A 24117-nucleotide genomic window follows, 5' to 3' on the forward strand; every position below is an offset into this window, starting at 1 on the left:
TCCGTAGCCCGCCCCGTATGGGAAACCGACCCGCAGACGGGGACCCCAAACGCGGCGCAGCTCCTAGAGGGAGGCTGCAATCCCCCAGTTCATGGTGAAAGCCTCCCCTGGCGCCAACCAGCGGAGGCCGTCACCGCTGTTGAACGCGTTCGCCGGGCCGGTCATTGGTTCGATGGCCACTGCCTTGGAACGTCCGGGAAAGGTATCGGTGATGAAGACGTGGACGTACTGGCAATTCGCGTCCTGCTCGAGGCTGACACTGCGGCCGTCAGGACCAGAAAGCGTGTGGCGCGCCACGCCGCCGTCGAACGCCAAGTCCGTCAAGGCGACGTCCACGAGCGCCGGGCCAACCGCGGTACCTGCGGAAAAATCGTAGGCATCATCGGCTGGGGCGGTGCTTCGCGGGATCAGGCGCTCATCGGCCACCAGCCGGGTGCGCGCTTTGACCGTCAGGACCAGGTCCTCAGGTGCGGTGTCCCCCAGCCGGAGGTAAGGGTGGGCGCCCAGGACGAAGGGAGCCGGACTCTGCGACTCGTTGACCAAGGTTTGGGAAACACGAAGGTCCAAGGCGTCGTCGAGTTCGTAGCGGACACAGTGCACCACAAGGAACGGGTAGCCGTGCTGGGGAAAGACAGTGGCTTCCAGGGTGACGGAGAACTCGGATTCGTCCACCAAGGCATAGCCCGTATTGCGCAGGAGGCCGTGGCTTGCGTTGTTGCGGGAAACTTCCGTGATGTCGAGTTGCTGCTTCTTGCCGTCCAGGTACCAGAGCCCGTCTTCCACGCGGTTGGCCCAGGGGGCAAGCGTGATGCCGGTGGCGCCGGGCGGGATCTGGTCGTCGCCATACGTCTCCGTCAACTGGATGCTACCGCGGGAGTAGAGCCGCAGTCCCGCAGCCAGTTCGGTGACGATGGCAACCGCGTCTCCCCGGCGGAGCTCGAACTGCCTCCCGGTGGCGAAGCGGCGGGACTCGGAATCATGGGCACTGTCAGCGGGCAACGAAGAGGCGGGCATGGCATTACCGTACTGCATCCGGGATACACCGCCGAGAAGCCAATGTTTGATTTTGTTAGAAACTATGCGCTTTTGATCAGTTGTGGAATGATGGACTCATGACCCGCATCACCAGTACACGCCTCTCGGACAGCCGCGAGCTGATCTACTTTGACGATCCCGGAACGCCTGAACGGACACCGGATTCCCTCGTGGACCACCGTGGACTTCCGGCCCGTGGCGAACCCGGTGAGGTCAGGTACGACGCCCTGTCCGGAGACTGGGTGGCAGTTGCCGCCCACCGGCAGACCCGGACACACTTGCCGCCGGCCGATCAATGCCCCATCTGCCCCACCACGGCCGCCAACCCCTCCGAGATCCCCGCGCCGGACTACGACGTCGTGGTGTTCGAGAACCGTTTCCCGTCGCTGGGACCTGCGGTGGGCGATATTCCCCCTCTGCCCGCGCCGGGCCACAATGCCCATGGCATCACCGGACCGGCCTTTGGCCGCTGCGAGGTTGTGGCCTTCACGCCCGAGCACACAGGCTCCTTTGCGCAGCTCGGCGAGACGCGCGCCCGCACCGTGATCGAAGCGTGGGCCCAGCGGACCGGCGCACTGAGCGCCCTGCCCGGCATCAAGCAGGTGTTCCCGTTCGAGAACCGCGGCGCGGACATCGGCGTCACCCTGCACCACCCGCACGGCCAGATCTACGCCTACCCCTATGTCACGCCGCGCGCCGCCCAGCTGGGTGCCGTCGCCAGGAAATATTACGACGACGTCGACGCGAAGGAGACGCTGGGGGCATCGCTCCTGAGGGCGGAACGCGAAGACGGAAGCCGCATGGTGCTCGAAGCCGGGCACTTCAGCGCCTACGTACCGTTTGCTGCGCGCTGGCCACTGGAAATCCACCTGGTCCCGCACCGTAGCGTGCCGGACCTCGCCGCACTCACGGGCGAAGAGCGGGACGAACTTTCGCACGTCTACCTTGACCTGCTGGGGCGGCTGGACTCGCTCTACCCCACGCCCATGCCCTACATCTCGGCGTGGCACCAGGCACCGTTGGACCCCGTCCTCCGCCCTGCCGGCCAGCTGCACCTGCAGTTGACCTCTCCCAGGCGCGCGGCCGATAAGCTCAAGTACCTCGCCGGATCAGAAGCGGCCATGGGAGCGTTCATCAACGACACCACCCCGGAAGCTGTGGCGGAGCGGCTGCGCAGCGTCCCCGCACCGTCCACCGACAACACCATGGAAGGCATCCGAGCATGACCACCACCACGGACGCCAGCGTCCTTACCGCCCGCTTCCAGGAGACCTTCGGTTCAGCACCCGACGGCGTGTGGCAGGCGCCGGGTCGCGTCAACCTGATCGGCGAACACACAGATTACAACGAAGGATACGTGCTCCCCTTCGCGATAGACAGGACTGCGAAGGTAGCCCTGCGCGTCCGTGACGACTCGACCGTACGGATGTTGTCCACCTTTGGTGGCCACGGCATGGTGGAGGCCACCCTTGCGGACTTGGAACCCGGGTCGGGCGAAGGCTGGTCCCGCTACCCGCTTGGGGTGGCGTGGGCTCTTCAGGAACGCGGTATTTCCGTCCCCGGCTTTGACCTCCTGCTGGATTCCGATGTTCCGCTGGGCGCCGGGCTCTCGTCGTCCCACGCCATCGAGTGCGCCGTCATCTCTGCGCTGAACGAGCTCACAGGCGCCGGCTTCGCGGCCGAGGAACTCGTCCTGGCCACCCAGCGCGCCGAAAACGTCTTCGTGGGGGCACCCACGGGGATCATGGACCAGTCAGCGTCGTTGCGCGGGGCCAAGGGGCATGCTGTCTTCCTTGATTGCCGGGACCAACACGTGGAACTGGTCCCCTTCGACGCCGAGGCTTCCGGCCTGGTGCTGCTCGTCATCGACACCAAAGTCTCCCACTCCCACGCCGACGGCGGTTACGCCTCACGGCGCGCATCCTGCGAGTTGGGCGCTGAGGTGCTTGGCGTAAAAGCACTGCGCGACGTCGGCGTCGAACGTTTGGAGGAAGCTTCAGGACTGCTGGATGAGACAACGCTTCGACGGGTCCGCCATGTTGTCACGGAAAACGACCGCGTGCTCCAAACCGTGGAAGCGCTGGGCAGCCAGGGGCCGGCAAGCATCGGAGCCCTGCTGGACGCCAGCCATGTTTCCATGCGGGACGACTTCGAAATCTCCTGCCCGGAACTCGATCTCGCTGTCGACACTTCCCGTGCCAACGGCGCCATCGGTGCACGCATGACCGGGGGCGGTTTCGGTGGCTCCGCCATAGCGCTCACTCCGGTGGGGCAAGAGCAGCAGGTGCGTGACGCCGTCGTACATTCCTTCGCGGAGGCCGGCTTCACCACACCTGACATCTTCACCGTGACCCCGGCGGCAGGCGCGCTTCGCCTGGCCTGACGCTTCTGCAGGCTTAGGCCCGGCTCCTCCCGAATCCCGGGCGTAAGCTGGGGCCATGACTGAGGCTGTCATTGTTTCCACTGCCAGGAGTCCCATCGGCCGCGCCTTCAAAGGCTCCTTGAAGGACGAACGCCCCGACGACCTCGCCACTGCGATGGTGCAGGCTGCCCTCGCCAAAATCCCCGCATTTGATCCTGGCGCCGACGGCGGCCAAGGCCTGGACGATATCCTCCTTGGCTGCGCCGAACCCAGCGGTGAGGCCGGCTCCAACATGGCACGCGTGGTGGCGGTGCTCGCCGGATTGGACCGCGTTCCCGGAGCCACCATCAACCGCTTCTGCGCATCCAGCCTGCAAACCCTTCGCATGGCCTTCCACGCCATCAAATCCGGAGAAGCCCACGCGATAGTGTCCGCCGGCGTGGAAAGTGTATCCCGCTACCAGAACTGGGCCGGTGCCGGCGAAACTGACACCGCCAACCACAATCCGCTCTTCGAAGCAGCGGCCCAACGCACTGCAGCCCGCGCCGCCTCCAACATTCCCTGGACGGACCCCCGGCTTGGCGGCCGGTTGCCGGACATCTACATCTCGATGGGCCAAACTGCCGAAAACGTGGCAACCAGTTACGGAATCAGCCGGGCCGAGCAGGATGAGTGGGGCGTCCTGAGCCAAAATCGGGCCGAGGCCGCAATAACCACCGGGTTTTACGCCAGGGACATCACCCCGTACACCCGCAAGGACGGCTCCGTAGTGGACCGCGACGACTCCCCCCGTGCAGAAGTCACCTTGGAGGGGGTGTCAGCGCTGCAGCCCGTTTTCCGGCCCGACGGCACGGTGACTGCGGGAAACGCCTGTCCCCTCAACGATGGTGCTGCCGCCGTGGTGGTCATGAGCGATACCCGGGCCCTCGAACTTGGGCTCGAACCCTTGGCCCGCGTGGTCTCCACCGGCCTCAGTGCCCTCTCCCCGGAACTCATGGGCATGGGACCGGTTGAGTCTTCCCGGCGCGCACTTGCCTTGGCCGGACTGACCATGGACGACATTGACCTGGTGGAACTGAACGAGGCCTTCGCGGTACAGGTGGTGGCGAGCGCACGGGAGCTGGGCATTGATCCCGACAAGCTCAACGTCCACGGCGGGGCCATTGCCCTGGGTCACCCCTTCGGCATGACGGGTGCCAGAATGACGACCACCCTGCTCAACGGGCTCAGGGAACGCGACGGGACCCTGGGACTGGCCACGCTCTGCGTGGGGGGTGGCCAGGGCATGGCTGTGGTGTTCGAGCGTTTGAGCTAGGAAGCAAAAATGCCCCCGAAGCAACTTCGGGGGCATTTCTCGGTGGAGCTGATGGTGACTAGTCGTCGCCTCGCAGGATTGCCAGCAGGCGGATGATTTCCACGTAGAGCCAAACCAAAGTGACCGTCAGGCCGAAGGCTGCAACCCAGGAGTAACGTTCCGGGGCGCCGGCGCGGACGCCCTCTTCGATGCTGGTGAAGTCCATGATCAGCGAGAACGCTGCCAGGCCGATGGCCAGGATGCCGATGAAGACACCCAGCGGGATGCCGAAGATCTCCACGCTGGTACGCAGGCCGAAGGGCTCCTGCACGGCGCCGGTCCACATCATCACCAGGTTGATCAAGGCGAAGACTGCGTAACCGATGGTCGCAATCATGAAGAAGCGCACCATCTTGGGCGTTGCGCGCACCTTGCCGCTCTTGAACAGCACCAGCGTGACGCCAAAGACCGCAAGGGTACCGATGACCGCCTGCAGGCCAACGCCGGGGTACATGCCGTCCAGGATGCGCGTGAGGCCACCGAGGAACAGGCCCTCCAGGCCGGCGTAAGCCAGGATCAACGCCGGAGACGGCTGCTTCTTGAAGGTGTTGACCAAGGCCAGGACGAAGCCGCCCAGGGCTCCGACGATCATCAATACGCTGGACAAGCCGGGCGCCACGAACAGGGTCACGGCCGCACCGATCACCAGGACCACCAAGCAGGCAACAGTCTTCATGATGACGTCGTCATAGGTCATGCGGCCGGTGTCAGCGGGGCCTGCCGCCGGCTGGTTGTACATCTGCTGCAGTTGCTCGTTGGTCATGCTCTGCTGCTGTGCGGACCATGCGGCCTGGCCGTCCATGACCTGTCCGGGCGCGCGGCCAGCGGGGTTAAATTGCTGGCCGTACGGATTTTGCGGTACAGGCGGGGCCTGCTTTGCTCCACGGAAATTCTTTCCGTTGAAGACTGGGTTTCCGCCAAGTGCCATTACGGGTGTCCTCCTGAGAAAGGGCTAAGTGATAGTTCACGGTACCAATTAGCACGTGTGCGCGGCAGGGAAAGTTCCCTTGTTCACTCAGACGAAACTGAACCGTGACCCGGAAACCGACATTCCCGCGCTACGGCGTTCTTTAGCCGAAACTTTAGGCACATGCCCGTGCAACGAAAGCTCCATTTAGCCGAGCTACATCAATAGTTGCCTATAGCTTCACAGTTGTTATCTGATCGCTATCTTTGGACCCCCGAACTGGGCATTCTTTGGTCTCCGTGAGCTGTAACATAGGCCACACATGGGTGACTTAGATCACAATTGAGGCAGCTAGGCAAGTACTGTTCATAAGCCCCATGAACCCGTTCGCACCGGCTGCAATGGCGCAGTCGGGACCACCCCCACTGTGGAGGTTTTCCATTTTGAGAAGCACACTGCGCGACCCGTCCAAGAGACGGTCCAAGGGACTGCAGAGAGTCGTGGGGGCACTGTTCGCAGCCCTGATCGCCACTCTGTTGATCGCCGCCCCCTCGGCACAGGCAACCACCCCCTCGCCTTCGCCATCTCCGACTACTTTCAAAGACAACATCAGCGGGTTCCTCCGCGATGACAGCCGGGCCCCCATTCCCGGGGTCAAGATCAAGGCCTCTGGCAACGGATTCGAAGGTGAAGCCACCTCCGGAGCGAATGGTGCCTGGAGCATCGGCGTTCCCGTCCAAGGCACCTACAAAGTTGAGCTCGATACCTCCACCTTGCCGGACGGCATCAAGCTCGCAGATGGACAGGAAAATCCAAGGAACGTCACCTTCAGCCAGACGTCCAACTTGTCCGTGATTTTCGCCTTCGGCAAAGGCATCGTGGTCCAACAGCAGGACTTCGGCCAGAACCTCCTGAACCGCCTGGTGGCGGGTCTGAGCTTCGGCCTCCTCCTTGCCTTGGCCGCGGTGGGACTGTCGTTGATCTTCGGAACCACCGGCCTCACCAACTTCGCACACGGAGAAATGGTCACCCTCGGCGCAGTCCTCGTTTTCATGTTCAACGGGTTCGGGTTCCCGTTCTGGCTGGCGATCCTGCTGGCCCTGGTGGGTGGCGGCCTCTTCGGCTACGTCCAGGACGCGGGCCTCTGGCGGCCCCTGAGGAAGCGTGGTTCCGGCCTGGTTCCCATGATGATCGTCAGCATCGGCCTGGCCCTGGCCATCCGGTACGTCATCCAGTTCTTCTTCGGCGGTGCGACACAGCAGCTGCCGGGAGCACAAAGCGCCGAGATCCAGATCGGCCCGGTTTCCATCTCCCCGAACAACCTGTGGTCGCTGGTCATCAGTGCCGTAGTGATCGCCCTGATCGGATTCATCCTGCTCAAGACCCGCCTGGGCAAAGCAACCCGCGCTGTGGCCGACAACCCCGCGCTGGCGGCGGCCTCCGGCATTGACGTCGACTCTGTTATCCGCATCGTCTGGATCGTCGGTGGCGTGCTCGCTTCCCTGGGTGGCATCCTCTGGGCCTACTACCGGCCGGGTGTCACCTTCGACATGGGCTCGCAGATCCTGCTGCTCATCTTCGCGGGCGTCACGCTCGGCGGATTGGGCACGGTGTTTGGTGCCCTGATCGGTTCGATCGTTGTAGGCATCTTCGTGGAACTGACTACCGTTTTCGGCCTTCCTGCCGACCTCAAGTACGTCGGTGCCCTGTTCATCATGATCGTTGTCCTTCTGTTCCGACCGCAGGGTATCCTCGGCCGGCGTGAGCGTGTGGGTTAGGAGCGGGCCATGGATTTCGGATTTATCTTCTCCAGCGCCCTTGGTGAATTGTTCAGCCCGACGACGGCGGCCTACGCGCTTGCCGCTTTGGGCCTTGCCGTGCACTTCGGCTACTCGGGCCTGCTGAACTTTGGCCAGGCAGGCTTCATGGCAGTCGGTGCCTACGGTTTCGCCATCTCCACGCTGACCTTCAACGCGCCGTTCTTCGTTGCCTTGCTTGTATCGGTCATCTGTTCGGTCATCTTCGCCTTCATTCTGGGCATTCCCACCCTCCGGCTACGGGCCGACTACCTGGCTATCGTCACCATCGCAGCCGCCGAAATTGTCCGCTATGTGGTTACTACCAACCAGCTCACCAAGGTCACCGGCTCGGCAAACGGCCTGGCTGCCTTCGAGAACACGTTCTATGCCATGAACCCCTTCCCGGAGGGGTCCTACATGGGCATGAACAACCGCGATTTCTTCATCCGCGTAGTCGGTTGGGGCCTGGTGGCCGTGTGCTGCGTCCTGGTGTGGCTCCTCATGCGCAGCCCGTGGGGCCGTGTCCTGAAGGGCATCCGCGAGGACGAGAATGCTGTCCGGTCCCTCGGCAAGAATGTGTACGCCTACAAGATGCAGGCGCTGGTCATCGGCGGTGTCCTGGGCGCCTTGGCAGGCATGATCTTCACACTCCCCCGTGGCGCCGTCCAACCGTCCAATTACGGTACTGAACTGACGTTCTTCCTCTGGACCTGCCTCCTGCTCGGTGGCATGGCCACCGTACTGGGCCCAGTCATCGGAGCAATGATTTTCTGGGTTGTGCTCTCCTTGACCCAGAGCCTGCTCTACGGCCTCATCGAATCAGGGGCAGTCACCTGGCTGACCACGGTCCAAGCCGGCCAGCTGCGCTACATCCTGGTGGGCGTAGCACTGATGCTCCTGATGATCTTCCGCCCACAGGGCGTGTTCGGCAATAAGAAGGAGCTTGCTTTCGCATGAGTGAGACCAACGACCGCAATATCGGCAACAGCGAAATTATCGATTACATGACCGATTCGCGCCCGATCGCCGTCGGGGAAAATACCCCCGGCTGCAAGAAGCGCGACCCGATCGTAGTGGCAGAGGACGTGACCCGTTCCTTCGGCGGCATCAACGCCGTGGACGTCGAGTACCTTGAAATTCCGCGGCACAAGATCACCGCGTTGATCGGACCCAACGGCGCCGGAAAGACCACCCTGTTCAACCTGCTGACCGGCTTTGACACTCCCAACAGCGGAAAGTGGCAATTCGAAGGCAACAGCCTTGCCGGCGTGTCCTCCTACAAAGTGGCACGCATGGGGATGGTCCGCACCTTCCAGCTCACCAAGGTGATGGGCAAGCTCACTGTCATGGAGAACATGCGCCTGGGTGCTGCCGACCAACCCGGCGAGCGGCTTTCCAAGGCCCTGTTCAAGGGCATCTGGGGTGGCCGGGAAAAGGAGATCACGGCCCAGGCCAACATCCTGCTGGAGAAATTCAAACTGGATGCCAAGAAGGACGACTACGCGGCGTCACTCTCCGGTGGCCAGCGGAAACTCCTGGAAATGGCACGCTCCTTGATGGTGAAGCCCAAGCTGGTCATGCTGGACGAGCCGATGGCCGGCGTGAACCCGGCACTGACCCAGTCGCTGCTGGACCACATCAAGAACCTCAAGGCCGAGGGCATGACCGTCCTCTTCGTTGAGCACGACATGAACATGGTCCGCCACATCGCAGACTGGGTGGTGGTCATGGCCGAAGGCAAGGTCGTTGCTGAAGGACCTCCCGGCGAAGTGATGAAGAACCCTGCCGTCATCGACGCCTACCTTGGCGCGCACCACGACGTCGACCTCGGCGACGCTGAGGGCATCAAGGAACTCGAGGCCGAACTTGAGGCCGACGACGAGTCGGTGGTCGGCACCGAAGATGCCGGCATCCTTTCGGACGTCGTCGAACCCAGGAAAGAGGAGGGGAAATGAGCAGCACCAGTGCCATGCCGGCATCGGCTCCGGCCCCCACGGGCGACTCGGTGGTCAAGGTCACCAACCTCGTTGCCGGGTACATTCCCGGCGTCAACATCCTGAACGGCTGCAGCATCGAAGCCCGTAAAGGCGAACTCATCGGCATCATCGGTCCCAACGGCGCCGGCAAGTCCACACTGCTCAAGGCCATGTTCGGCTTGGTGAAGGTCCACTCAGGCACTGTCGTGGTGCGGGGGCAGGACCTCACCGGGTTGAAGGCCAACAAGCTGGTCACCCAGGGTGTGGGGTTCGTGCCGCAGACCAACAATGTGTTTGCCACACTGACCATCGAAGAGAATCTTCAGATGGGCATGTTCCAGCGGCCCAAGGTGTTTGCTGAGCGCTTTGACTTCGTCACCAGCCTCTTCCCGGAACTGGCCAAACGGCGCGCCCAGCGTGCCGGCTCCCTTTCAGGTGGCGAGCGCCAGATGGTGGCCATGGGCAGGGCACTCATGATGGACCCTGCGGTGCTGCTCCTCGACGAGCCCTCTGCCGGCCTCTCCCCCGTCAAACAGGATGAGACCTTCCTCCGGGTCCACGAGATCAACCGTGCTGGCGTGTCGGTGATCATGGTGGAGCAGAACGCACGTCGCTGCCTACAGATCTGCGACCGCGGCTACGTCCTGGACCAGGGCAAGGACGCCTACACAGGCACCGGCCGTGAACTCATGAAGGATCCCAAGGTCATCCAGCTGTACCTGGGCACCTTGGCGGACGAGGTCTAGCCAGAAGCAACGCGGGGTCACTCCCGGCCCATGTTGGGTTTCCCAACGGGCCAGAAGTGACCCCGCGTTGCTGTTTGCTGGCATGCTGGACGGATGAGTGAAGGCATCACCGAGGAACAACACGGTCTACTGACGTCCTGGTTGGGCCGCTACCGGGTAGTGCGGGATCATTCCTGGCCACTTCAGGACACCACGGTGCTGCAGCTGGAGAGCGCCTGCGGAGACCAGGTCATCGTCAAGGCGAGTGGGACCAGCCATCATATCCGCCGTGAAATTGCAGCGTACTCCCGTGGAATGCCGGGGCTGGAGGGCAACGTTCCTGTCATGCTGCACGCCGCCCCAAACGCCGGGCTCCTGGTGACGCGGTACCTCCCGGGCGAGGTAGTCGCAGGTACACCGGCAGAAGAGGACCCGGAGACGTATCGGCAGGCCGGAGAACTCCTGCGCCTTCTGCACCAGCCCGCAGGAACGTCCGGCAGCTATCTGAAGTCGCTCAGCATAAGAACCGCCTCAATGCTGGAAAGGGCGCACGGGTTGTTGGCGCCTCCCGTGCTGCGCGGCCTGGCTTCGGCGATTGCCGCCGTCGAACATCTTCCCGTCGAGGTGGTGACCACTCACGGCGACTATCAGCCCCGGAACTGGCTGCACCATGACGGGACCATCAGGGTCATCGATTTCGGAAGGGCTGAGCTGCGCCCCTGGGTCCACGACCTCGTTCGTCTCGGCCATCAGCAGTTCCTGGGACAGCCCGGGCTTTCAGCGTCATTCCATCAAGGATTGGGCAGGCTTGTCGCGACAGAAGAGGAGTGGCAATCGTGGCGGCTGGAGAACCTCAACCAGGCCGTTGGCACGGTGGTCTGGGCACACCAAGTGGGCGACCGGGACTTTGAGCAGCAGGGCGTCCGGATGGTGGAAAGGGTGCTTGACGGTTTCGAACCCTATCCCGGTTGACGATCCATATCCCCGCTGACACGGAACAGGTCCCCTTCCGGCTGGAAGGGGACCTGTTCTGGTTAGTGGAGAGTGAGCGGCTTAGAGCTTGCCGAACTCCTCACGGACGGGCTTGTAGGTGTTGTCGTCCTGGTACTCGTAGATACCGATATAAGCCTCGGTGGGGTCACCGGCGTCGGAGAACGTGACCGGTCCGGACTGGCCGTCGTAGTCGATGTCCTTGCCCTGGCGGAGCAGGGTGACGCAGGAGGGGAAGCTGGTGCACTTCTCGCCACCTTCGGAGACGTCCTTCAGCTTGGCAGCGATGTCCGTGCCCTTGGTGCTCTTGGCGGCCTCGGCTGCCAGCGAGATCAGGTTCACGGCGTCGTAGGACTCACCTGCGTAGCTGTAGTCCTTCAGGGCCGGGTCGATAGCCAGGAGCTTCTTCTTGAAATCATCCTTGGCGAACGTGCCCGGGATGGTTCCCTGCGCGCCCTTCAGCGTGCCTGCCTGGAAGTCCTTGCTGTAGTCGGAGGTGTTGCCGTCAACCATGAACAGCTGCGTGGGCTTGATGCCCTTGCCGGTGATCAGGGGGACGATGCTCTTGGCCTGGTCGAAGGTGATCAGCGCGATGGCGTCCGGCTTGGCGGCCAGGACCTTGTCCACCTGGCTGCTGAACTGGGAGTCGCCCTCGTTGAACAGTTCCTCGGCTACAACCTTGCCGCCGGCTGCTTCGAAGGCTTCCTTGACGTTCTTCTGCAGGCCGGTTCCGTAGGCGTCGTTAAGGACGATCATGCCCACGGTCTGCGCGCCACAGGTAGCCATGTAGTTGCCGAGCACCTTGCCCTGCAGGACGTCCGACGGTGCAGTACGCCAGTACAGGCCCTTGTCGTCCCAGGTGGTGAAGTCGGGCGACGTGTTCGCAGGCGAGAACTGGATGACACCGGCACCGGTGATCTGGTTGATGACCGTCTTGGAAACGCCCGAGGAAGCTGCGCCCACGATGGCGCTTACGCCCTGTCCGAGCAACGCCGTGGTGGACTGCGTGGCGATATCGGTCTTGGTGTCACCGGAGTCGCGGTGGACCACGGATACGGGAGCACCCAGCACACCGCCGGCATCGTTGACTTCCTTGATGCCGAGGTTGACGCCGGCGATTTCCGGTGGGCCAAGGAAAGCCAGCGACCCCGTTGTCGGCAGGAGCGATCCAATCTTCAGCGGCGTGGAAGTAGTAGTGGTCGAAGGAGGTACAGGTCCAGAGTTGGTGGCAGCCTGGCTGTTGCCGGCACCTGCCCCCGCACTGGGAGCCGGGCAGGAAATGCCAGCCGCGGCGGCGGAACTGGAGCCGGAGCCGGTCTGGCTCGGCGTGGAGGACCCACCACAGGCCGTGGCGAGAAGAGCCACCCCAATGCCAAGCGCTGTTAGCTTGGCGGCCCGGGGCGCCGCTTGGGAAAGATCAAACATTCGTTGTCTCCTCGATCGAAAGGTGCGAACTGCCTTTGATGCGATTACTCAGGTGTTCCTGATTAGGACTCAAACTAGTGCAATTGATCCGGGAACATAAGTGATTCAGGTCACATCCCTATAACACTCGTTGCCTGTGGGGAATCTACGAGCTTGCTGGGAAGATTCTCTGAGAAGAAAACGAAAAAAGGAAGGGGAGCAGATGCTCCCCTTCCCGCTGTGCCCCAGGTGGGACTCGAACCCACAACACGCGGATTTTAAGTCCGCTGCCTCTGCCAATTGGGCTACTGGGGCGCCCGGACCATGGTATCCCAGCTACAGCCGGTTGAAGGGTTCGGCATAGCGAAAGGTGCCCCGGACGCCGTCGGGCCAGTCCGGCAGCGGCAGCAGCTGGAAGTGCTCTCCCCAGCGCGGTTCCGGCGGCTCCACACCCAAAGACCTGGCCGGCACGAAGCCGAAGCGTCCATAGTAGGCCGGGCTGCCAAGCAACACGATGCCCGGCTCCCCCAAGGCGGTGGCGCGGGCCTCGGTCTCCCGCATCAAAGCGGATCCAACGCCACGGCCCTGGAACTGCGGAAGCACTCCGATCGGCCCCAGGCCAAGGACTGTCACATCACCGATCCAACCGCGGGTGCTGATGGCATGGCCCACGATTTCCCCACCCATCTCGGCCACGATGCTGAGCCCGGGAATGTACTCGCTGCACTCAAAGAGTTCCTGGAGCAACCCCACCTCGACAGGAACGCCCTCCACGGGCTTCCCGGTCACAGGCGAGATGGAGAATGCCCGCGCTGTCAGTTCAAGGATCTCCGCACGGTCGCCGGGCTGCTCGGGGCGCAATACAATCCCCCGGGCCAACAGGCGCAGCACGTCCATGGCCCGGGGCGCATCCGCGATCGGCACCAGCAGATGGTCATGATGGAAGCCAGCCAGGACGTTGCAGCTGATTCCCGCATGTGTGAGGGCTGCGCTGACCGCAGCGGTCAGACCCACCGCTTCCAGCGCGGAGTGGACCTGCAGCGTGATCCACGACGCCACAAAGTCGTAGGCAAGGCCAAGGTTGTCCGCTTCCTCGCGGCGCACCACCACGGTCAGCCCCTCGGCCTCACGAACAGCGGCTTCCACGTCACCTTCCAGGGGCCGCCCGTGTGGCCAGAGCGCGTAGACGTACTCACCGTCGCGGGCCACGGGCTGGAGGGCCGTCAGCAAGGTTGTCAGATCAGTTTCACCAGGCATGGCATCAGTCTATGAGAGCCGGTTTCGTCTGGCGGCTTAAACGTCGACGGCGGCCACTCCCCTGAGGGGAGCAGCCGCCGTCGGGCGTGTACTACTTGGCGTTAGCAGTTACCGGGGTCTTGTCCTCGGCAGCCGCAGGAGCCGGTGCAGGTGCAGCGGCCGGCTTGGGAGCCGGGGTAGCTGCGGCAACGAAGGCACCGCGCGGGTTGTCGAGGTCGATCAGCTGCGTGGTGTCGCGGCCGGCGAAGAAGGACAGGATCCAACCGAAGACCACGCGGAACTTGCGCTCAACGGTGGGCATCGCCATACCGTGGTATCCACGGTGTGCAAGCCAGGCGAGACCGCCCTTGAGGCCGATGCGGCCCAGCAGGTTGATGTTGGCAACACCCTTCCACTCGCCGAAGCCGGCAACAGCACCAAGGTTCTTGTGCTTGTAGTCGTGCAGCGGCTTGTCCCAGCGGGAAGCCCACAGGTTCTTGGCCAGCTTCTTGGCCTGGCGAAGTGCGTGCTGCGCGTTGGGGACGCAGGTGCCGTCCGGCAGGCCCTTGCCCGTGAGGTCGGGAACAGCGGCGATGTCGCCGGCTGCCCAGGCGTTCTCGATGATGCCTTCGTCGCCTGCGATGCGCAGGTCCGGGAGGACGCGGACGCGGCCGCGCGGTTCCAGCGGGAAGTCGGTGGAGCGGATCATCGGGTTTGCCTGCACACCGGCAGCCCAAACGAGGGTGTCTGCTTCGACTTCACCGGCAGAGGTCTTGTCCGGCAGGTTGATCAGCTTGAGGTTGTCCTCGGCGCTGTCCAGCGAGGTGTTGAGGAGGACCTCAATGCCGCGGCTCCGGAGGTGCTCCACAACCCATTCTGCCTGGGAAGCGGTGACCTCGGGCATGATGCGGCCCATTGCTTCGACCAGGATGAAGCGGACTTCTTCCTGGCGGATGCGCGGGTTGTTGCGAACCGCTGCGCGGGCGAGGTCTTCCATTTCGGTGAGGCATTCGATGCCGGCGAAGCCGCCACCAACTACCACGAAGGTCAGTGCCTTGGCGCGCTCTGCGGGGTCCGTCATGGTGGATGCGGCTTCGATGCGCTCCAGGACCTTGTTGCGCAGCGCAACGGCTTCCTCGATGGTCTTCAGGCCGATGCCCTTGTCCGCGAGGCCCTTGATGGGGAACGTACGGGTGATGGCACCAGCTGCGATAACGACGTCGAAGTACGGGATCTCGAAGGGCTCGCCGCCATCGGACGGCGCTACAACGGCCGTGCGGTTGGCGTGGTCGATGCCCGTGACGCGGCCCTGGATGAGCTCGGTCTGCTTCAGGTGCTGACGGTGCGAGACGACGGCGTGGCGTGCCTCGATGTTGCCACCTGCCACCTCGGGGAGGAACGGCTGGTAAGTCATGTAGGGCAGCGGATCAACGACGGTGACGATGCCACCTGCATTCGCGATCTTCTTCTGCAGTTTGAGGGCTACGTACAGGCCGACGTAGCCGCCGCCGACGACGAGAACCCGGGGACGGTCAATGAGCTCAGGGGTGGTTGCCATGAGTCCAGAGTACAACACTTTGTGAAAATCTTCACTAACTACGGTTTGGCGGGTGGATCCACCGTCTCCAGCGTTCCCGTTTCGGCCTCTTCGGGCACCGGGGGAGGGTTCTTTGAAACCCGCCTCAGCTGGATTGCCGCGCCGGTCACCAAGGCGATGAAAAGGGCACCAAAGCCCAGTACGACGGCGGCAGGCAAGGCCTCGTCGACGGTCGCCGGAGTCTTGGCTACAGGAACGGTGGGATCGGCCAGGGTGGGTACCGCACTGGTTGGGCTCGTGACAGGGGCTTGTGACGGCTCGCTGAGCACACCGCGCCGGTGCACGCGGATCCAGTCCGCGATGGATCCCAGCGGGTTGCTGCTGGTGGAGGGGACATCGCCCTTGAGCGCTGCCTCGGCGTCGAGGATGCCGTAACCGTACAGGGGATCCTTCCCCGGGGCGCCAGCATCCTTGGCGGTACTGACAATCCTGTTGATGACCTGGTTGGCACTCATCTCCGGCCATTTGGAACGGATGAGCGCTGCCACGCCGGACACGATGGGGGCTGCACCGGAGGTTCCTGCCCACTCGGCGTAACCGTCTCCGGGAATACCGCCCACAAGGTTTTCCGCCGGTGCCGCCACTCCGATGCTGATGCCTTGCGAGGATGAGTCCACGCTGGCGCGGCCTTCGCCGTCGAGGCCTGCCACGGTGAGGACGCCGGGAATGGTGGCTGGAGCGCCTACCTGGATGTTGCCGCCCACCCGGTTGCCCGCGGCAGCCACGATCACGACGTCTTTCTGCTCTGCGTAGAGGAAGGCCGCGTCCCAGCTCTGGGGCCAATCCGGCGATGTGCTGCCAAGGGAGATGTTGATGACTTTGGCGCCGTTGTCCACGGCCCAGCGGACAGCGTCAGGAATCTGCTCCTGGTCGGTCTTGCCTCCGGGGTTGGGCGAGCCAAGCCATGTGGAAACAGACAAGAGCTCAGCCTCCGGCGCCACGCCTGTGATCCCGTCCGGTCCCCCAGTCGGAGGCGCGGCCGGCGGGGTTGTCGCGGTGGGCGATGCGGACGCAGAAGCCGACGGCGGCGGCGTGGGTGTCGTGTGGCCGCGTCCGGCCAGCATGGTGGCCACCAGGGTCCCGTGCTCGGTCTTGGCACCGATGCTCTTCTGCCCATTGGGCGCCCCTGCACCCGAAACATCTGTCCCACCCACCACGGCACCTTTGAGGTCGGGATGGTTTCCATCGACACCGCTGTCAATGATGGCCACTTTGACCCCTGCACCCTTGGAAACCTGCCAGGCGTTGGCGACCCCGGAGTCCTTGATCCAAAACTCCTTGTCACGCCAAGGGTCCGCGGCGGCAGCCGGAGCCGTCGCCAGGGTGCCCAGCAGCGCTCCACCTGCAAGCAGGGTGGCAAGGGCGGCGGACATGGTGCGGCGGTGTGGAACCGTCATTCAGCGTCCCGGATGCTCAGCGCTATGCCGTCCAGGATGTCGTGCTCACTGGAAACCGCTGTACGGATGCCGCCATTGCTTACCTCGGTCAGGCGCGCCAAAATACGGCGCCAAACCAGGGCGCCGGCACCGATGACATCCACGCGGCCCGGATGCATGTACGGAAGCGCGGCACGCTCCTCGCGGGTCATTTCAAGCAAACTGGTGCACGCATCGCTGATCGTGACAAGGTCCAGCGAGGCACCGTGGATCCGCTCCGGCTGGTATTCGCTGAGGCCCAAGGCGTGCGCGGTGATGGTGGTGATGGAGCCTGCAACGCCAACAACGGCTGTGGCGCGGTCAAGCGGCACAGTTTCCGCGGCGAGGTCCAGCGCGGAATCGACGTCGGCCTCGGCTGCCGCAATCTGCGCCGCAGTGGGCGGGTCGTTGCGAAGGTGGCGTTCAGTAAGCCGCACGCAGCCGATGTCCACCGAGCGGGCTGCGATGACGCCGTCCGAGTCACCCAGGACAAACTCCGTGCTTCCGCCGCCGAGGTCCACCACCAGGACAGCCTTGTCCCCCATCGCGGGCAACGCGCTGCTGGCTCCGGCAAAGGACAAAGCAGCTTCCTCATCGCCGCTGATGACCTCCGGCTCAACACCCAGGAGGTCCCTGATGCCATCCACGAAGACCTGGCGGTTCCGGGCGTCGCGTGTGGCCGAGGTGGCTGCGAAACGGACGCGTTGGGCGGCGTGCTGCTCAATCAAGCGGGCGTAGTCGGCAGCCGCAGCGAAGGTTCGTTCGAGGGCTTCGGGAGCCAGTTCACCGGTGGCATCGACGCCCTGGCCAAGGCGGACCACACGCATTTCACGCACGACGTCGGCCAGCGGCCCGGGTGCCCCGCCCGCCGAAGCGTCGGCGATCAGGAGCCGGATGGAGTTGGTTCCGCAATCGATGGCGGCCACACGGCTCATGCAGTTCCCTCTTCCGCTCCGGACTTCGACTTGCGCACCGGTGCAGGCCGGCCCACGATGTCCGGCAGTCCCTGCGGACCGTGGCGGCTCAGGTCCCTGGAGGGCGCCTCGCCAGCAGTGTCCCAGGCGCCATCGCAGTAGCAGCGGTCCTTGGTCCACCATTCGGTGATGGCTGCCAACGCTTCGTCTCCGAGCGGATTCACCCCGGGACCGGCAGCCAACGAGTGGCCCACCAGGACATGGAGGCACTTTACGCGGGTGGGCATGCCGCCTGCGGAGATTCCGTCGATTTCAGGAACGGCACCGGTACCTGAGCGGTCCGCGATATCGTTTCGGGCCTGCAGATAGGCCTCATGGGCGCCCCTGTAGGCATCTGCCAGTTCATGGTCGCCGGTCAGGCGATCGTTCATCTCGTTCATGAGCCCGCCCGCTTCGAGCCGCGACACCGCGGACGTGATCACGGGGTGGGTCAGGTAGAAGGTGGTGGGAAACGGTGTCCCGTTGCTGAGCCGGGGGGCAGTTGCCGCCACCAGCGGGTTGCCGCACACACAGCGCGCGGGGATCTCAACGACGTCCCGGACAGGCCTGCCGAGCTGGCGGCTGAGGACCTCGAGGTCGTGTGCTGATGGCTGGCGGGATTCCTGCGGCACGGCTGCAGTGTTCTCTTCCACTTGCGCTGCCAACCTTCCTGCCCTTTTTGCCGTGTCCCATGCGGACACGACGGCGGTGGGCGCCGCGTCTAGTCAGTTGCCGATCGTCTGATGGACTCCCAGAGAGCATCCACCCATGGCAGATTCTCCGGGTTTGCAGTTGATCCGGAGCCGGTGCGGCCACCTGGCGTGCCGGCGGCATCTTCCCCGCCAAACACCCAGTAACCTGTTTCACCCGGCATAACCATGTTAATGCGGTCGCGGGCCTGCTGTTTCACATAGTTGGGATCCTGCCACCGCGAGATCTGCTTGTTGAGTTCTGTTTGCTCGGCCTTCCGGCTGGCAATCTCGGCTTCAAGGGCGGAAATTTCCGAGCGCTTCTCCAGGAAAATCTTCACTGTCGGCGCCAAAAGGATGGTGATGGCAATCATCACCACTGCCAACGCAAGCATCCTGCCGGAGAAGGCTTTGGCGGGCACGGGGTCGAGGTGCTCGGACTCCTCATCAGCCGGACGTGTCGAGCGTGCTTTGTCCTTGGTTGTGCCCGCCTTGCTGCCGGTGGCGCCTTTGCTTCCGCCCGGCTTCCCCGCGCCGGTTGCGGCTTTGCCGCCTGGCCCGGGCACTGTGGCGCGGGCCGGCGTCGTCGACGATTTGGGCGCCGACGATTTATCTGTGGCGCGCGTGGCACCCAAGGAGATGATGTCCGCGTCCTCGGAGGCAGGACGGGAGGAAGCGGGCGTCCCGGCGGGGCGTGCCGCGCCTGCAGGGCGGCCAAGGGCGTCGGCCCTGGGTACTTTTGGACGACGGGTGGCCATGACACTCCTGTAATGCCCGGTGCTTGCCTGGCGGGTTGCAGCGCTTGCTTTCGAACCTGGCCAGCTTAAACAGAACCGGTGGCCATGGTCTTTCCACCATAGCCACCGGTCAGCTGTTTTCGCTGAAGGCTAGCCCTTGAAACGCGGGAACGCGCTGCGGCCGGCGTAGCGTGCGGCGTCGTCGAGTTCTTCTTCGATGCGCAGCAGCTGGTTGTACTTGGCAACGCGCTCGGAGCGGGCCGGGGCACCAGTCTTGATCTGACCGGCGTTGGTGGCAACGGCGATGTCAGCAATGGTGGTGTCCTCGGTTTCGCCGGAGCGGTGCGAGGTGATGGTGGTGTAGCCGGACCGCTGGGCCAGGGAAACGGCGTCCAGGGTTTCGGTCAGGGAACCGATCTGGTTGACCTTGACCAGCAGGGAGTTGGCCGTTGCGGCGTCGATGCCCTGCTGCAGGCGGACCGGGTTGGTGACGAAGAGGTCATCGCCAACCAGCTGGACCTTGTCACCAATGGTGTCGGTGAGGGTCTTCCAGCCTTCCCAGTCGTTCTCGTCCAGCGGGTCCTCGATGGAAACCAGCGGGTAGTCGGCAACGAGCTCAGCGTAGTAGGCGCTCATCTCGGTGGCAGAAAGTGCCTTGCCTTCGAACTGGTAGGCGCCGTCCTTGTAGAACTCGGAGGAAGCCACGTCCAGTGCAAGGGCGATGTCCGTGCCCGGGGTGTAGCCGGCGTTCTTGATGGCTTCGGTGATCAGGTCCAGTGCTGCGCGGTTGGACGGCAGGTTGGGGGCGAAGCCACCTTCGTCGCCGAGACCGGTGGAGAGGCCCTTTTCCTGCAGAACGGACTTGAGGTTGTGGTAGACCTCGACACCCCAGCGCAGGCCTTCGGAGAAGGTCTCGGCGCCGATCGGGGCGATCATGAATTCCTGGATGTCCACATCGGAGTCGGCGTGCGAGCCACCGTTGAGGATGTTCATCAGGGGAACGGGCAGTACGTGGGCGTTCGGGCCACCCAGGTACTTGTACAGCGGCAGGTCAGCGGAAGCTGCTGCAGCGTTGGCCACGGCCAGGGAAACACCCAGGATGGCGTTGGCGCCGAGCTTGCCCTTGTTGGGGGTGCCGTCGAGGTCGATCATGGCCTGGTCGATGCTGCGCTGGTCAGTGGCGTCAAAGCCAATGAGGGCCGGGGAGATCTCGTCGATGACGGCGTCTACGGCCTTCTGGACACCCTTGCCGAGGTAACGGCCTTTGTCTGCGTCGCGGAGTTCGACAGCTTCGTGCTCGCCGGTGGAAGCACCGGAGGGAACTGCTGCGCGGCCGATCTGGCCGTCGGAGAGCAGGACCTCGACTTCTACGGTCGGGTTTCCGCGGGAATCAAGGATCTCGCGTGCGTGGATGGCATCGATAAGCGCCATGGATGTGCTCCTTATGGGCAAATTACAGGAATGAGGAGGGAAATTCTCAACGTCCTCGTCGCTACTAGCGTAGTCCAGAGTGGCTCAGGTTACGGAACGGATTCCAACCTTTCACGTCATGAAGGCTGGGCCTGGCTGTTCTGAAACGATCGAACGGCGGCACGGAGGGCCCGTTCGGCGTCGAGTCCTTGCTCCCTGGCCCCGGCGACAACCGCCAGGAGCAGCTCACCGAGCGCCTCTTCGGAGGCAGGGATGGCAGGAATTCCGACGGCGGCAGTGCGGCTTTGGACCTCCACCTGAAGGCCGGCGCGGGCCGCCCGGTCCAAGGATTTTTGAGCCGCGGCCAAGGCCGGAAGGTGGGGCGGAATTCCCTCGAAGGGATCAGTCCGCTCCGGCTTCTCCGCACGTTTGGCGGCGTCCCACTTGGTGATGATTTCCTCGACGCTTGCCGGGAAGCTCTCCTGCAAGGAGCCGTCGGCCTTGAAGACGTGCTGGTTGCGCCGGACCATCTTGGCATTGATGCCCTCGGCGACAGCCTCAAAGTCGAAGCTGCCACGTTCCTCGGCGAGCCGGGCGTGCAGCACTACCTGAAGCAGCACATCACCCAGCTCGCCGCGGAGCTCGTCGTCAACAGAGCCGGCCTCGATCGAGTCCACAACCTCGTAGGCTTCCTCGATCAAGTACTCCACCAGGGACTCATGCGTCAGCGCACCCATCCAGGGACAGTGCTCACGCAGTGCGGCGATTGTTCCTATGAGGGTCCCGAGGCTCGAACCGCTAGCCGAGGTTGGCGTAGGCGTCATTGATGTACTCCACCAACGCTTCGCGTTCATCCAACGGCAGGAACGCTGCCTCCGCTGCGTTGAGCGTCAGTTCCAGCAGGTCGTCGAGATCGTAGTCGAAGGTTTCCACCAGGAGCTCGAACTCATCGGTCAAGGTGACGCCGCTCATGAGGCGGTTGTCGGTGTTGATGGTCACGTTGAAGCCCAGCTGGAACAGCATGTCCAGGGGGTGGCTTTCAATGCCGTCGCCGAAGCCGGAGATCGCGCCGGTCTGGAGGTTGGATGACGGACAGATCTCCAGGGCGATGCCCCGGTCGCGGACCCAGGCAGCCACGCTGCCGATGGTCACCAGGCCGACCGTGTCCTCGCCGTCGTCCTCCGAATTGTCCTCAAACTCCACCGAGATGTCCTCGGCAATCCGCACGCCGTGGCCCAGGCGCAGGGCCCGGCCGTCCACCAGAGCGGACTGGATGCTCTCGAGGCCTGCGGCCTCACCGGCGTGGACCGTGGCGGGGAAGTTGTTCTCTGCCAAGTACGTGAAGGCATCCTTGAAGCGCGAGGGCAGGAAGCCGTCCTCAGCCCCTGCGATATCAAAGCCGACGGCGCCGTTGGCCCGGTGGCGGACTGCGAGTTCAGCGATTTCCTGGCCGCGGTCTGCGTGACGCATGGCGGTGATCAGCTGGCCCACCTGGATCTGCTGGCCCCGCTCCTCTGCCGCGTCCACGCCTGCTTCGAGGCCCGCCTGCACGGCCTCCACCACTTCATCCAGGGTGAGGCCGTTCTGAAGGTGCTGCTCGGGAGCCCAGCGGACTTCGCCGTACACGACGCCGTCCTCGGCCAGGTCCTCTACGAATTCCTTGGCGACCCGGAACAGGCCTTCCTTGGTCTGCATGACGGCGATGGTGTGGTCAAAGGTTTCGAGGTACCGCACCAGCGAGCCGGAGTCGGCTGACTCGCGGAACCATTCACCGAGGGCAACAGCATCGGTGGAAGGCAGCGTGTGGCCAACAGCTTCAGCCAATTCAATGATGGTGGCGGGGCGCAGGCCGCCGTCCAGGTGGTCGTGAAGGGAAACCTTGGGCAGGCTCTTCAGATCGAAGTCGAGGGCAGGGGCGGCGTCAAGTATGGGCTCAGTCACGTACTAAGACTAGGGGGACGGCCGGACCTTAGCCAGCGGGCTTGGAACGGTCGACGCCGACAATCGCCTTTTGGGACTTCTCCGGCTTTTCCGCCGTGGGCGCCTCGGCTGTTGCCGCGGCCTCCTTGGAGTGGTCCTTCTTCTCGAGGTATTTGTGCCACCAGCGCAGCGCGTGATCGACGACGATACCCAACACCACGGCGAAGGCAACTGCGATACCCACGCCCAGGAGCGGATTGTTGTGGACCCACTGCCCGGCAAGCAGGCCTATCCCGATGGAATACGCTACCCAGGTGACGCAGGCGAAGGCGTCGAGAAGGAAGAAGGTCCGGTGCCGGAATCCGGTCTGCCCAGCAACGTAGTTGACCGCCACGCGGCCCCAGGGGATATAGCGGGCCGTAAAGATAAGCACAGCGCCACGCTTGTCCAGTTCGTACTGGGCCCACGCAAACATCTTTTGCACCTTGGGCCGGCGCATCCACTTCCATCGCGTGAGGCCGATCTTGCGGCCGAGCATGTATGCCATGTTGTCGCCCGCCATGGCCCCCACCAGGGCGGTCGCGCCGAGGATCCAAAGGTTGGGTTCTCCGCTGTGAAGGGACAGCGCCGAGAGGCCAACGATTGCTGTTTCGCTGGGGAGGATGGTGGCAAATCCGTCGATGAAGAAAAAGACCAGGAGGACCGGATATATCCAGGGCTGCCCGGCTGCATGCTCGAGCATTTGGTTCAAAAACTCCACGCGGCGGTAGCTCCTAGATGAATATGACTTGACAGTGTGACCGAAGTCGCTCTTAGTGTCCCACGGCCGGGACGTCGTTCGCTACGCCCCAGCCTTGGGATCACACGCTTAACGCTATCGGCCGGGCGTTGCGGAGGCGTCAACCGGCGGACTGATCTTGGGTGGCCCCCGGCGTCATACCGTGGGTGGAGGCGGGGCATCCTGCTCGGGGATGTTCTTGCCATCCAGGGGCACGGAACCGCGCACCCGGCTGATGATGCGGTCGATGATGACGCCAAGGATCACGGCCACAACGATGGCTATGACTGCGCCCAGCAAGTGGTTGTGCTCAAACCAGACGCCGAAGAAGTAGCCCAGCACCACGGAGTACGTCGCCCAAAGAACTGCCGAAACCGCGGTCAGCATCACAAAGCGGCGATGGTTGAAGTGCGTGGCACCAGCTGTCAGGTTGACCGCTACCCTCCCGATGGGAATGAACCTGGCCACCATGATGAGTGAGGCGGCCCGGCGTCGAAGTTCTTTGCCCGCCCAGTGGAAAGCGCCCTGCATCCTCGGCCGGCGCATCCAACCCCAGCGCTGGGTTCCGATCCGGTTGCCGATGATGTACGCGATGTTGTCCCCGGAAAAGGCACCCAGCGCCGCCATGAATCCCAGCAACCAGATGTTCGGCGATCCACTGCTGCCGGAAACTGCGCTCAGCCCCACCACCACGGACTCGCTGGGAATCGGCGGAAAGAAGCCGTCGATCAAGCAGCAGGCGAGCACCAGGAACAACACCCACGGCTGTTCCGCTGCGGCGAGGATGAAGTCGTTGATGCCCTGCACGGTTTCCTTAAGGTAGGCGGCTC

The 24117-nt window shown here is 63.7% G+C and carries 22 protein-coding genes and 1 tRNA gene; 8 read left to right on the forward strand and 15 right to left on the reverse strand.

The window, feature by feature from the left end; genetic code table 11:
• Positions 1–63: 63 nt before the first annotated feature.
• Positions 64–1014, reverse strand: a complete 951-nt coding sequence (locus AB0N72_RS05620; RefSeq protein WP_363929980.1) for an aldose 1-epimerase family protein — start codon at positions 1012–1014, stop codon at positions 64–66.
• Between the two features lie 98 nt (positions 1015–1112).
• Between AB0N72_RS05620 and galT the strand changes: the two genes are divergently transcribed.
• From galT to AB0N72_RS05635, 3 genes are read left to right on the forward strand one after another with little or no spacing between them, the layout of a single operon-like run.
• Positions 1113–2261 carry a galactose-1-phosphate uridylyltransferase gene (galT, locus tag AB0N72_RS05625; protein WP_363929981.1) on the forward strand — a complete coding sequence of 383 codons (1149 nt, stop codon included), beginning with the start codon at positions 1113–1115 and terminating at the stop codon, positions 2259–2261.
• Positions 2258–3418 carry a galactokinase gene (galK, locus tag AB0N72_RS05630; protein ID WP_363929982.1) on the forward strand — a complete coding sequence of 387 codons (1161 nt, stop codon included), beginning with the start codon at positions 2258–2260 and terminating at the stop codon, positions 3416–3418. Before galT ends, galK begins: the two co-directional genes overlap by 4 nt.
• A gap of 55 nt (positions 3419–3473) precedes the next feature.
• Positions 3474–4712, forward strand: a complete 1239-nt coding sequence (locus AB0N72_RS05635; RefSeq protein WP_363929984.1) for an acetyl-CoA C-acetyltransferase — start codon at positions 3474–3476, stop codon at positions 4710–4712.
• 58 nt (positions 4713–4770) lie between these two features.
• Here the strand turns inward: AB0N72_RS05635 and AB0N72_RS05640 are convergent, their stop codons facing one another.
• A complete protein-coding gene (locus tag AB0N72_RS05640) occupies positions 4771–5679 on the reverse strand; it encodes a Bax inhibitor-1/YccA family protein (RefSeq protein WP_363929985.1) in 909 nt (302 codons plus the stop codon).
• A 479-nt stretch (positions 5680–6158) separates the two neighbouring features.
• Here AB0N72_RS05640 and AB0N72_RS05645 point away from each other — a divergent pair, with 479 nt between their 5' ends.
• The 5 genes from AB0N72_RS05645 (at position 6159) to AB0N72_RS05665 (ending at position 11130) form a co-directional block, all read left to right on the forward strand.
• Positions 6159–7436 (forward strand): branched-chain amino acid ABC transporter permease, encoded by a 1278-nt coding sequence (locus tag AB0N72_RS05645; protein WP_363930334.1) that lies wholly within the window; start codon positions 6159–6161, stop codon positions 7434–7436.
• 9 nt (positions 7437–7445) lie between these two features.
• Positions 7446–8414: a branched-chain amino acid ABC transporter permease gene (locus AB0N72_RS05650; protein ID WP_363929986.1), complete on the forward strand. Its 969-nt coding sequence runs from the start codon at positions 7446–7448 to the stop codon at positions 8412–8414.
• Positions 8411–9412: an ABC transporter ATP-binding protein gene (locus AB0N72_RS05655; RefSeq protein WP_363929987.1), complete on the forward strand. Its 1002-nt coding sequence runs from the start codon at positions 8411–8413 to the stop codon at positions 9410–9412. Before AB0N72_RS05650 ends, AB0N72_RS05655 begins: the two co-directional genes overlap by 4 nt.
• Positions 9409–10179 carry an ABC transporter ATP-binding protein gene (locus AB0N72_RS05660; protein ID WP_363929988.1) on the forward strand — a complete coding sequence of 257 codons (771 nt, stop codon included), beginning with the start codon at positions 9409–9411 and terminating at the stop codon, positions 10177–10179. The genes AB0N72_RS05655 and AB0N72_RS05660 overlap by 4 nt, the downstream gene beginning before the upstream one ends.
• A gap of 93 nt (positions 10180–10272) precedes the next feature.
• The gene (locus tag AB0N72_RS05665; RefSeq protein ID WP_363929989.1) at positions 10273–11130 is read left to right on the forward strand and encodes an aminoglycoside phosphotransferase family protein; all 858 of its coding nucleotides are present in this window, start codon (positions 10273–10275) and stop codon (positions 11128–11130) included.
• Between the two features lie 81 nt (positions 11131–11211).
• Here the strand turns inward: AB0N72_RS05665 and AB0N72_RS05670 are convergent, their stop codons facing one another.
• From AB0N72_RS05670 to AB0N72_RS05730, 13 genes are all read right to left on the reverse strand, one after another.
• Entirely contained in the window at positions 11212–12573 is a 1362-nt protein-coding gene (locus AB0N72_RS05670) for an ABC transporter substrate-binding protein (protein WP_363929990.1), read from the reverse strand.
• Positions 12574–12793: 220 nt separating this feature from the next.
• Positions 12794–12867: transfer RNA gene (locus tag AB0N72_RS05675), tRNA-Leu, on the reverse strand.
• Positions 12868–12888: 21 nt separating this feature from the next.
• Positions 12889–13809 carry an ACT domain-containing protein gene (locus tag AB0N72_RS05680; protein WP_363929991.1) on the reverse strand — a complete coding sequence of 307 codons (921 nt, stop codon included), beginning with the start codon at positions 13807–13809 and terminating at the stop codon, positions 12889–12891.
• 91 nt (positions 13810–13900) lie between these two features.
• The gene (locus tag AB0N72_RS05685; protein ID WP_363929992.1) at positions 13901–15346 is read right to left on the reverse strand and encodes an FAD-dependent oxidoreductase; all 1446 of its coding nucleotides are present in this window, start codon (positions 15344–15346) and stop codon (positions 13901–13903) included.
• A 38-nt stretch (positions 15347–15384) separates the two neighbouring features.
• Positions 15385–16782, reverse strand: a complete 1398-nt coding sequence (locus AB0N72_RS05690) for a S8 family serine peptidase (protein WP_363929993.1) — start codon at positions 16780–16782, stop codon at positions 15385–15387.
• A complete protein-coding gene (locus AB0N72_RS05695; RefSeq protein WP_363929994.1) occupies positions 16779–17735 on the reverse strand; it encodes a Ppx/GppA phosphatase family protein in 957 nt (318 codons plus the stop codon). The genes AB0N72_RS05690 and AB0N72_RS05695 overlap by 4 nt, the downstream gene beginning before the upstream one ends.
• A complete protein-coding gene (locus AB0N72_RS05700) occupies positions 17732–18406 on the reverse strand; it encodes a DUF501 domain-containing protein (protein WP_363929995.1) in 675 nt (224 codons plus the stop codon). The genes AB0N72_RS05695 and AB0N72_RS05700 overlap by 4 nt, the downstream gene beginning before the upstream one ends.
• A 68-nt stretch (positions 18407–18474) precedes the next feature.
• The gene (locus tag AB0N72_RS05705; RefSeq protein WP_363929996.1) at positions 18475–19200 is read right to left on the reverse strand and encodes a septum formation initiator family protein; all 726 of its coding nucleotides are present in this window, start codon (positions 19198–19200) and stop codon (positions 18475–18477) included.
• 129 nt (positions 19201–19329) lie between these two features.
• Positions 19330–20610 (reverse strand): phosphopyruvate hydratase, encoded by a 1281-nt coding sequence (gene eno, locus AB0N72_RS05710; RefSeq protein WP_363929997.1) that lies wholly within the window; start codon positions 20608–20610, stop codon positions 19330–19332.
• A 116-nt stretch (positions 20611–20726) separates the two neighbouring features.
• Positions 20727–21326 carry a MazG nucleotide pyrophosphohydrolase domain-containing protein gene (locus AB0N72_RS05715; protein WP_363930335.1) on the reverse strand — a complete coding sequence of 200 codons (600 nt, stop codon included), beginning with the start codon at positions 21324–21326 and terminating at the stop codon, positions 20727–20729.
• Between the two features lie 61 nt (positions 21327–21387).
• On the reverse strand, positions 21388–22530 hold the full coding sequence (locus tag AB0N72_RS05720) for an adenosine deaminase (protein ID WP_363929999.1): 1143 nt from the start codon (positions 22528–22530) through the stop codon (positions 21388–21390).
• A 28-nt stretch (positions 22531–22558) separates the two neighbouring features.
• Entirely contained in the window at positions 22559–23269 is a 711-nt protein-coding gene (locus AB0N72_RS05725) for a DedA family protein (RefSeq protein ID WP_363930000.1), read from the reverse strand.
• Positions 23270–23443: 174 nt separating this feature from the next.
• Positions 23444–24094 (reverse strand): DedA family protein, encoded by a 651-nt coding sequence (locus tag AB0N72_RS05730; protein WP_363930001.1) that lies wholly within the window; start codon positions 24092–24094, stop codon positions 23444–23446.
• Positions 24095–24117: the final 23 nt, after the last annotated feature.

Origin of the sequence: Paenarthrobacter sp. NPDC089307, from assembly GCF_040685055.1 — a bacterium.
Classification (GTDB): Bacteria; Actinomycetota; Actinomycetes; order Actinomycetales; family Micrococcaceae; genus Arthrobacter.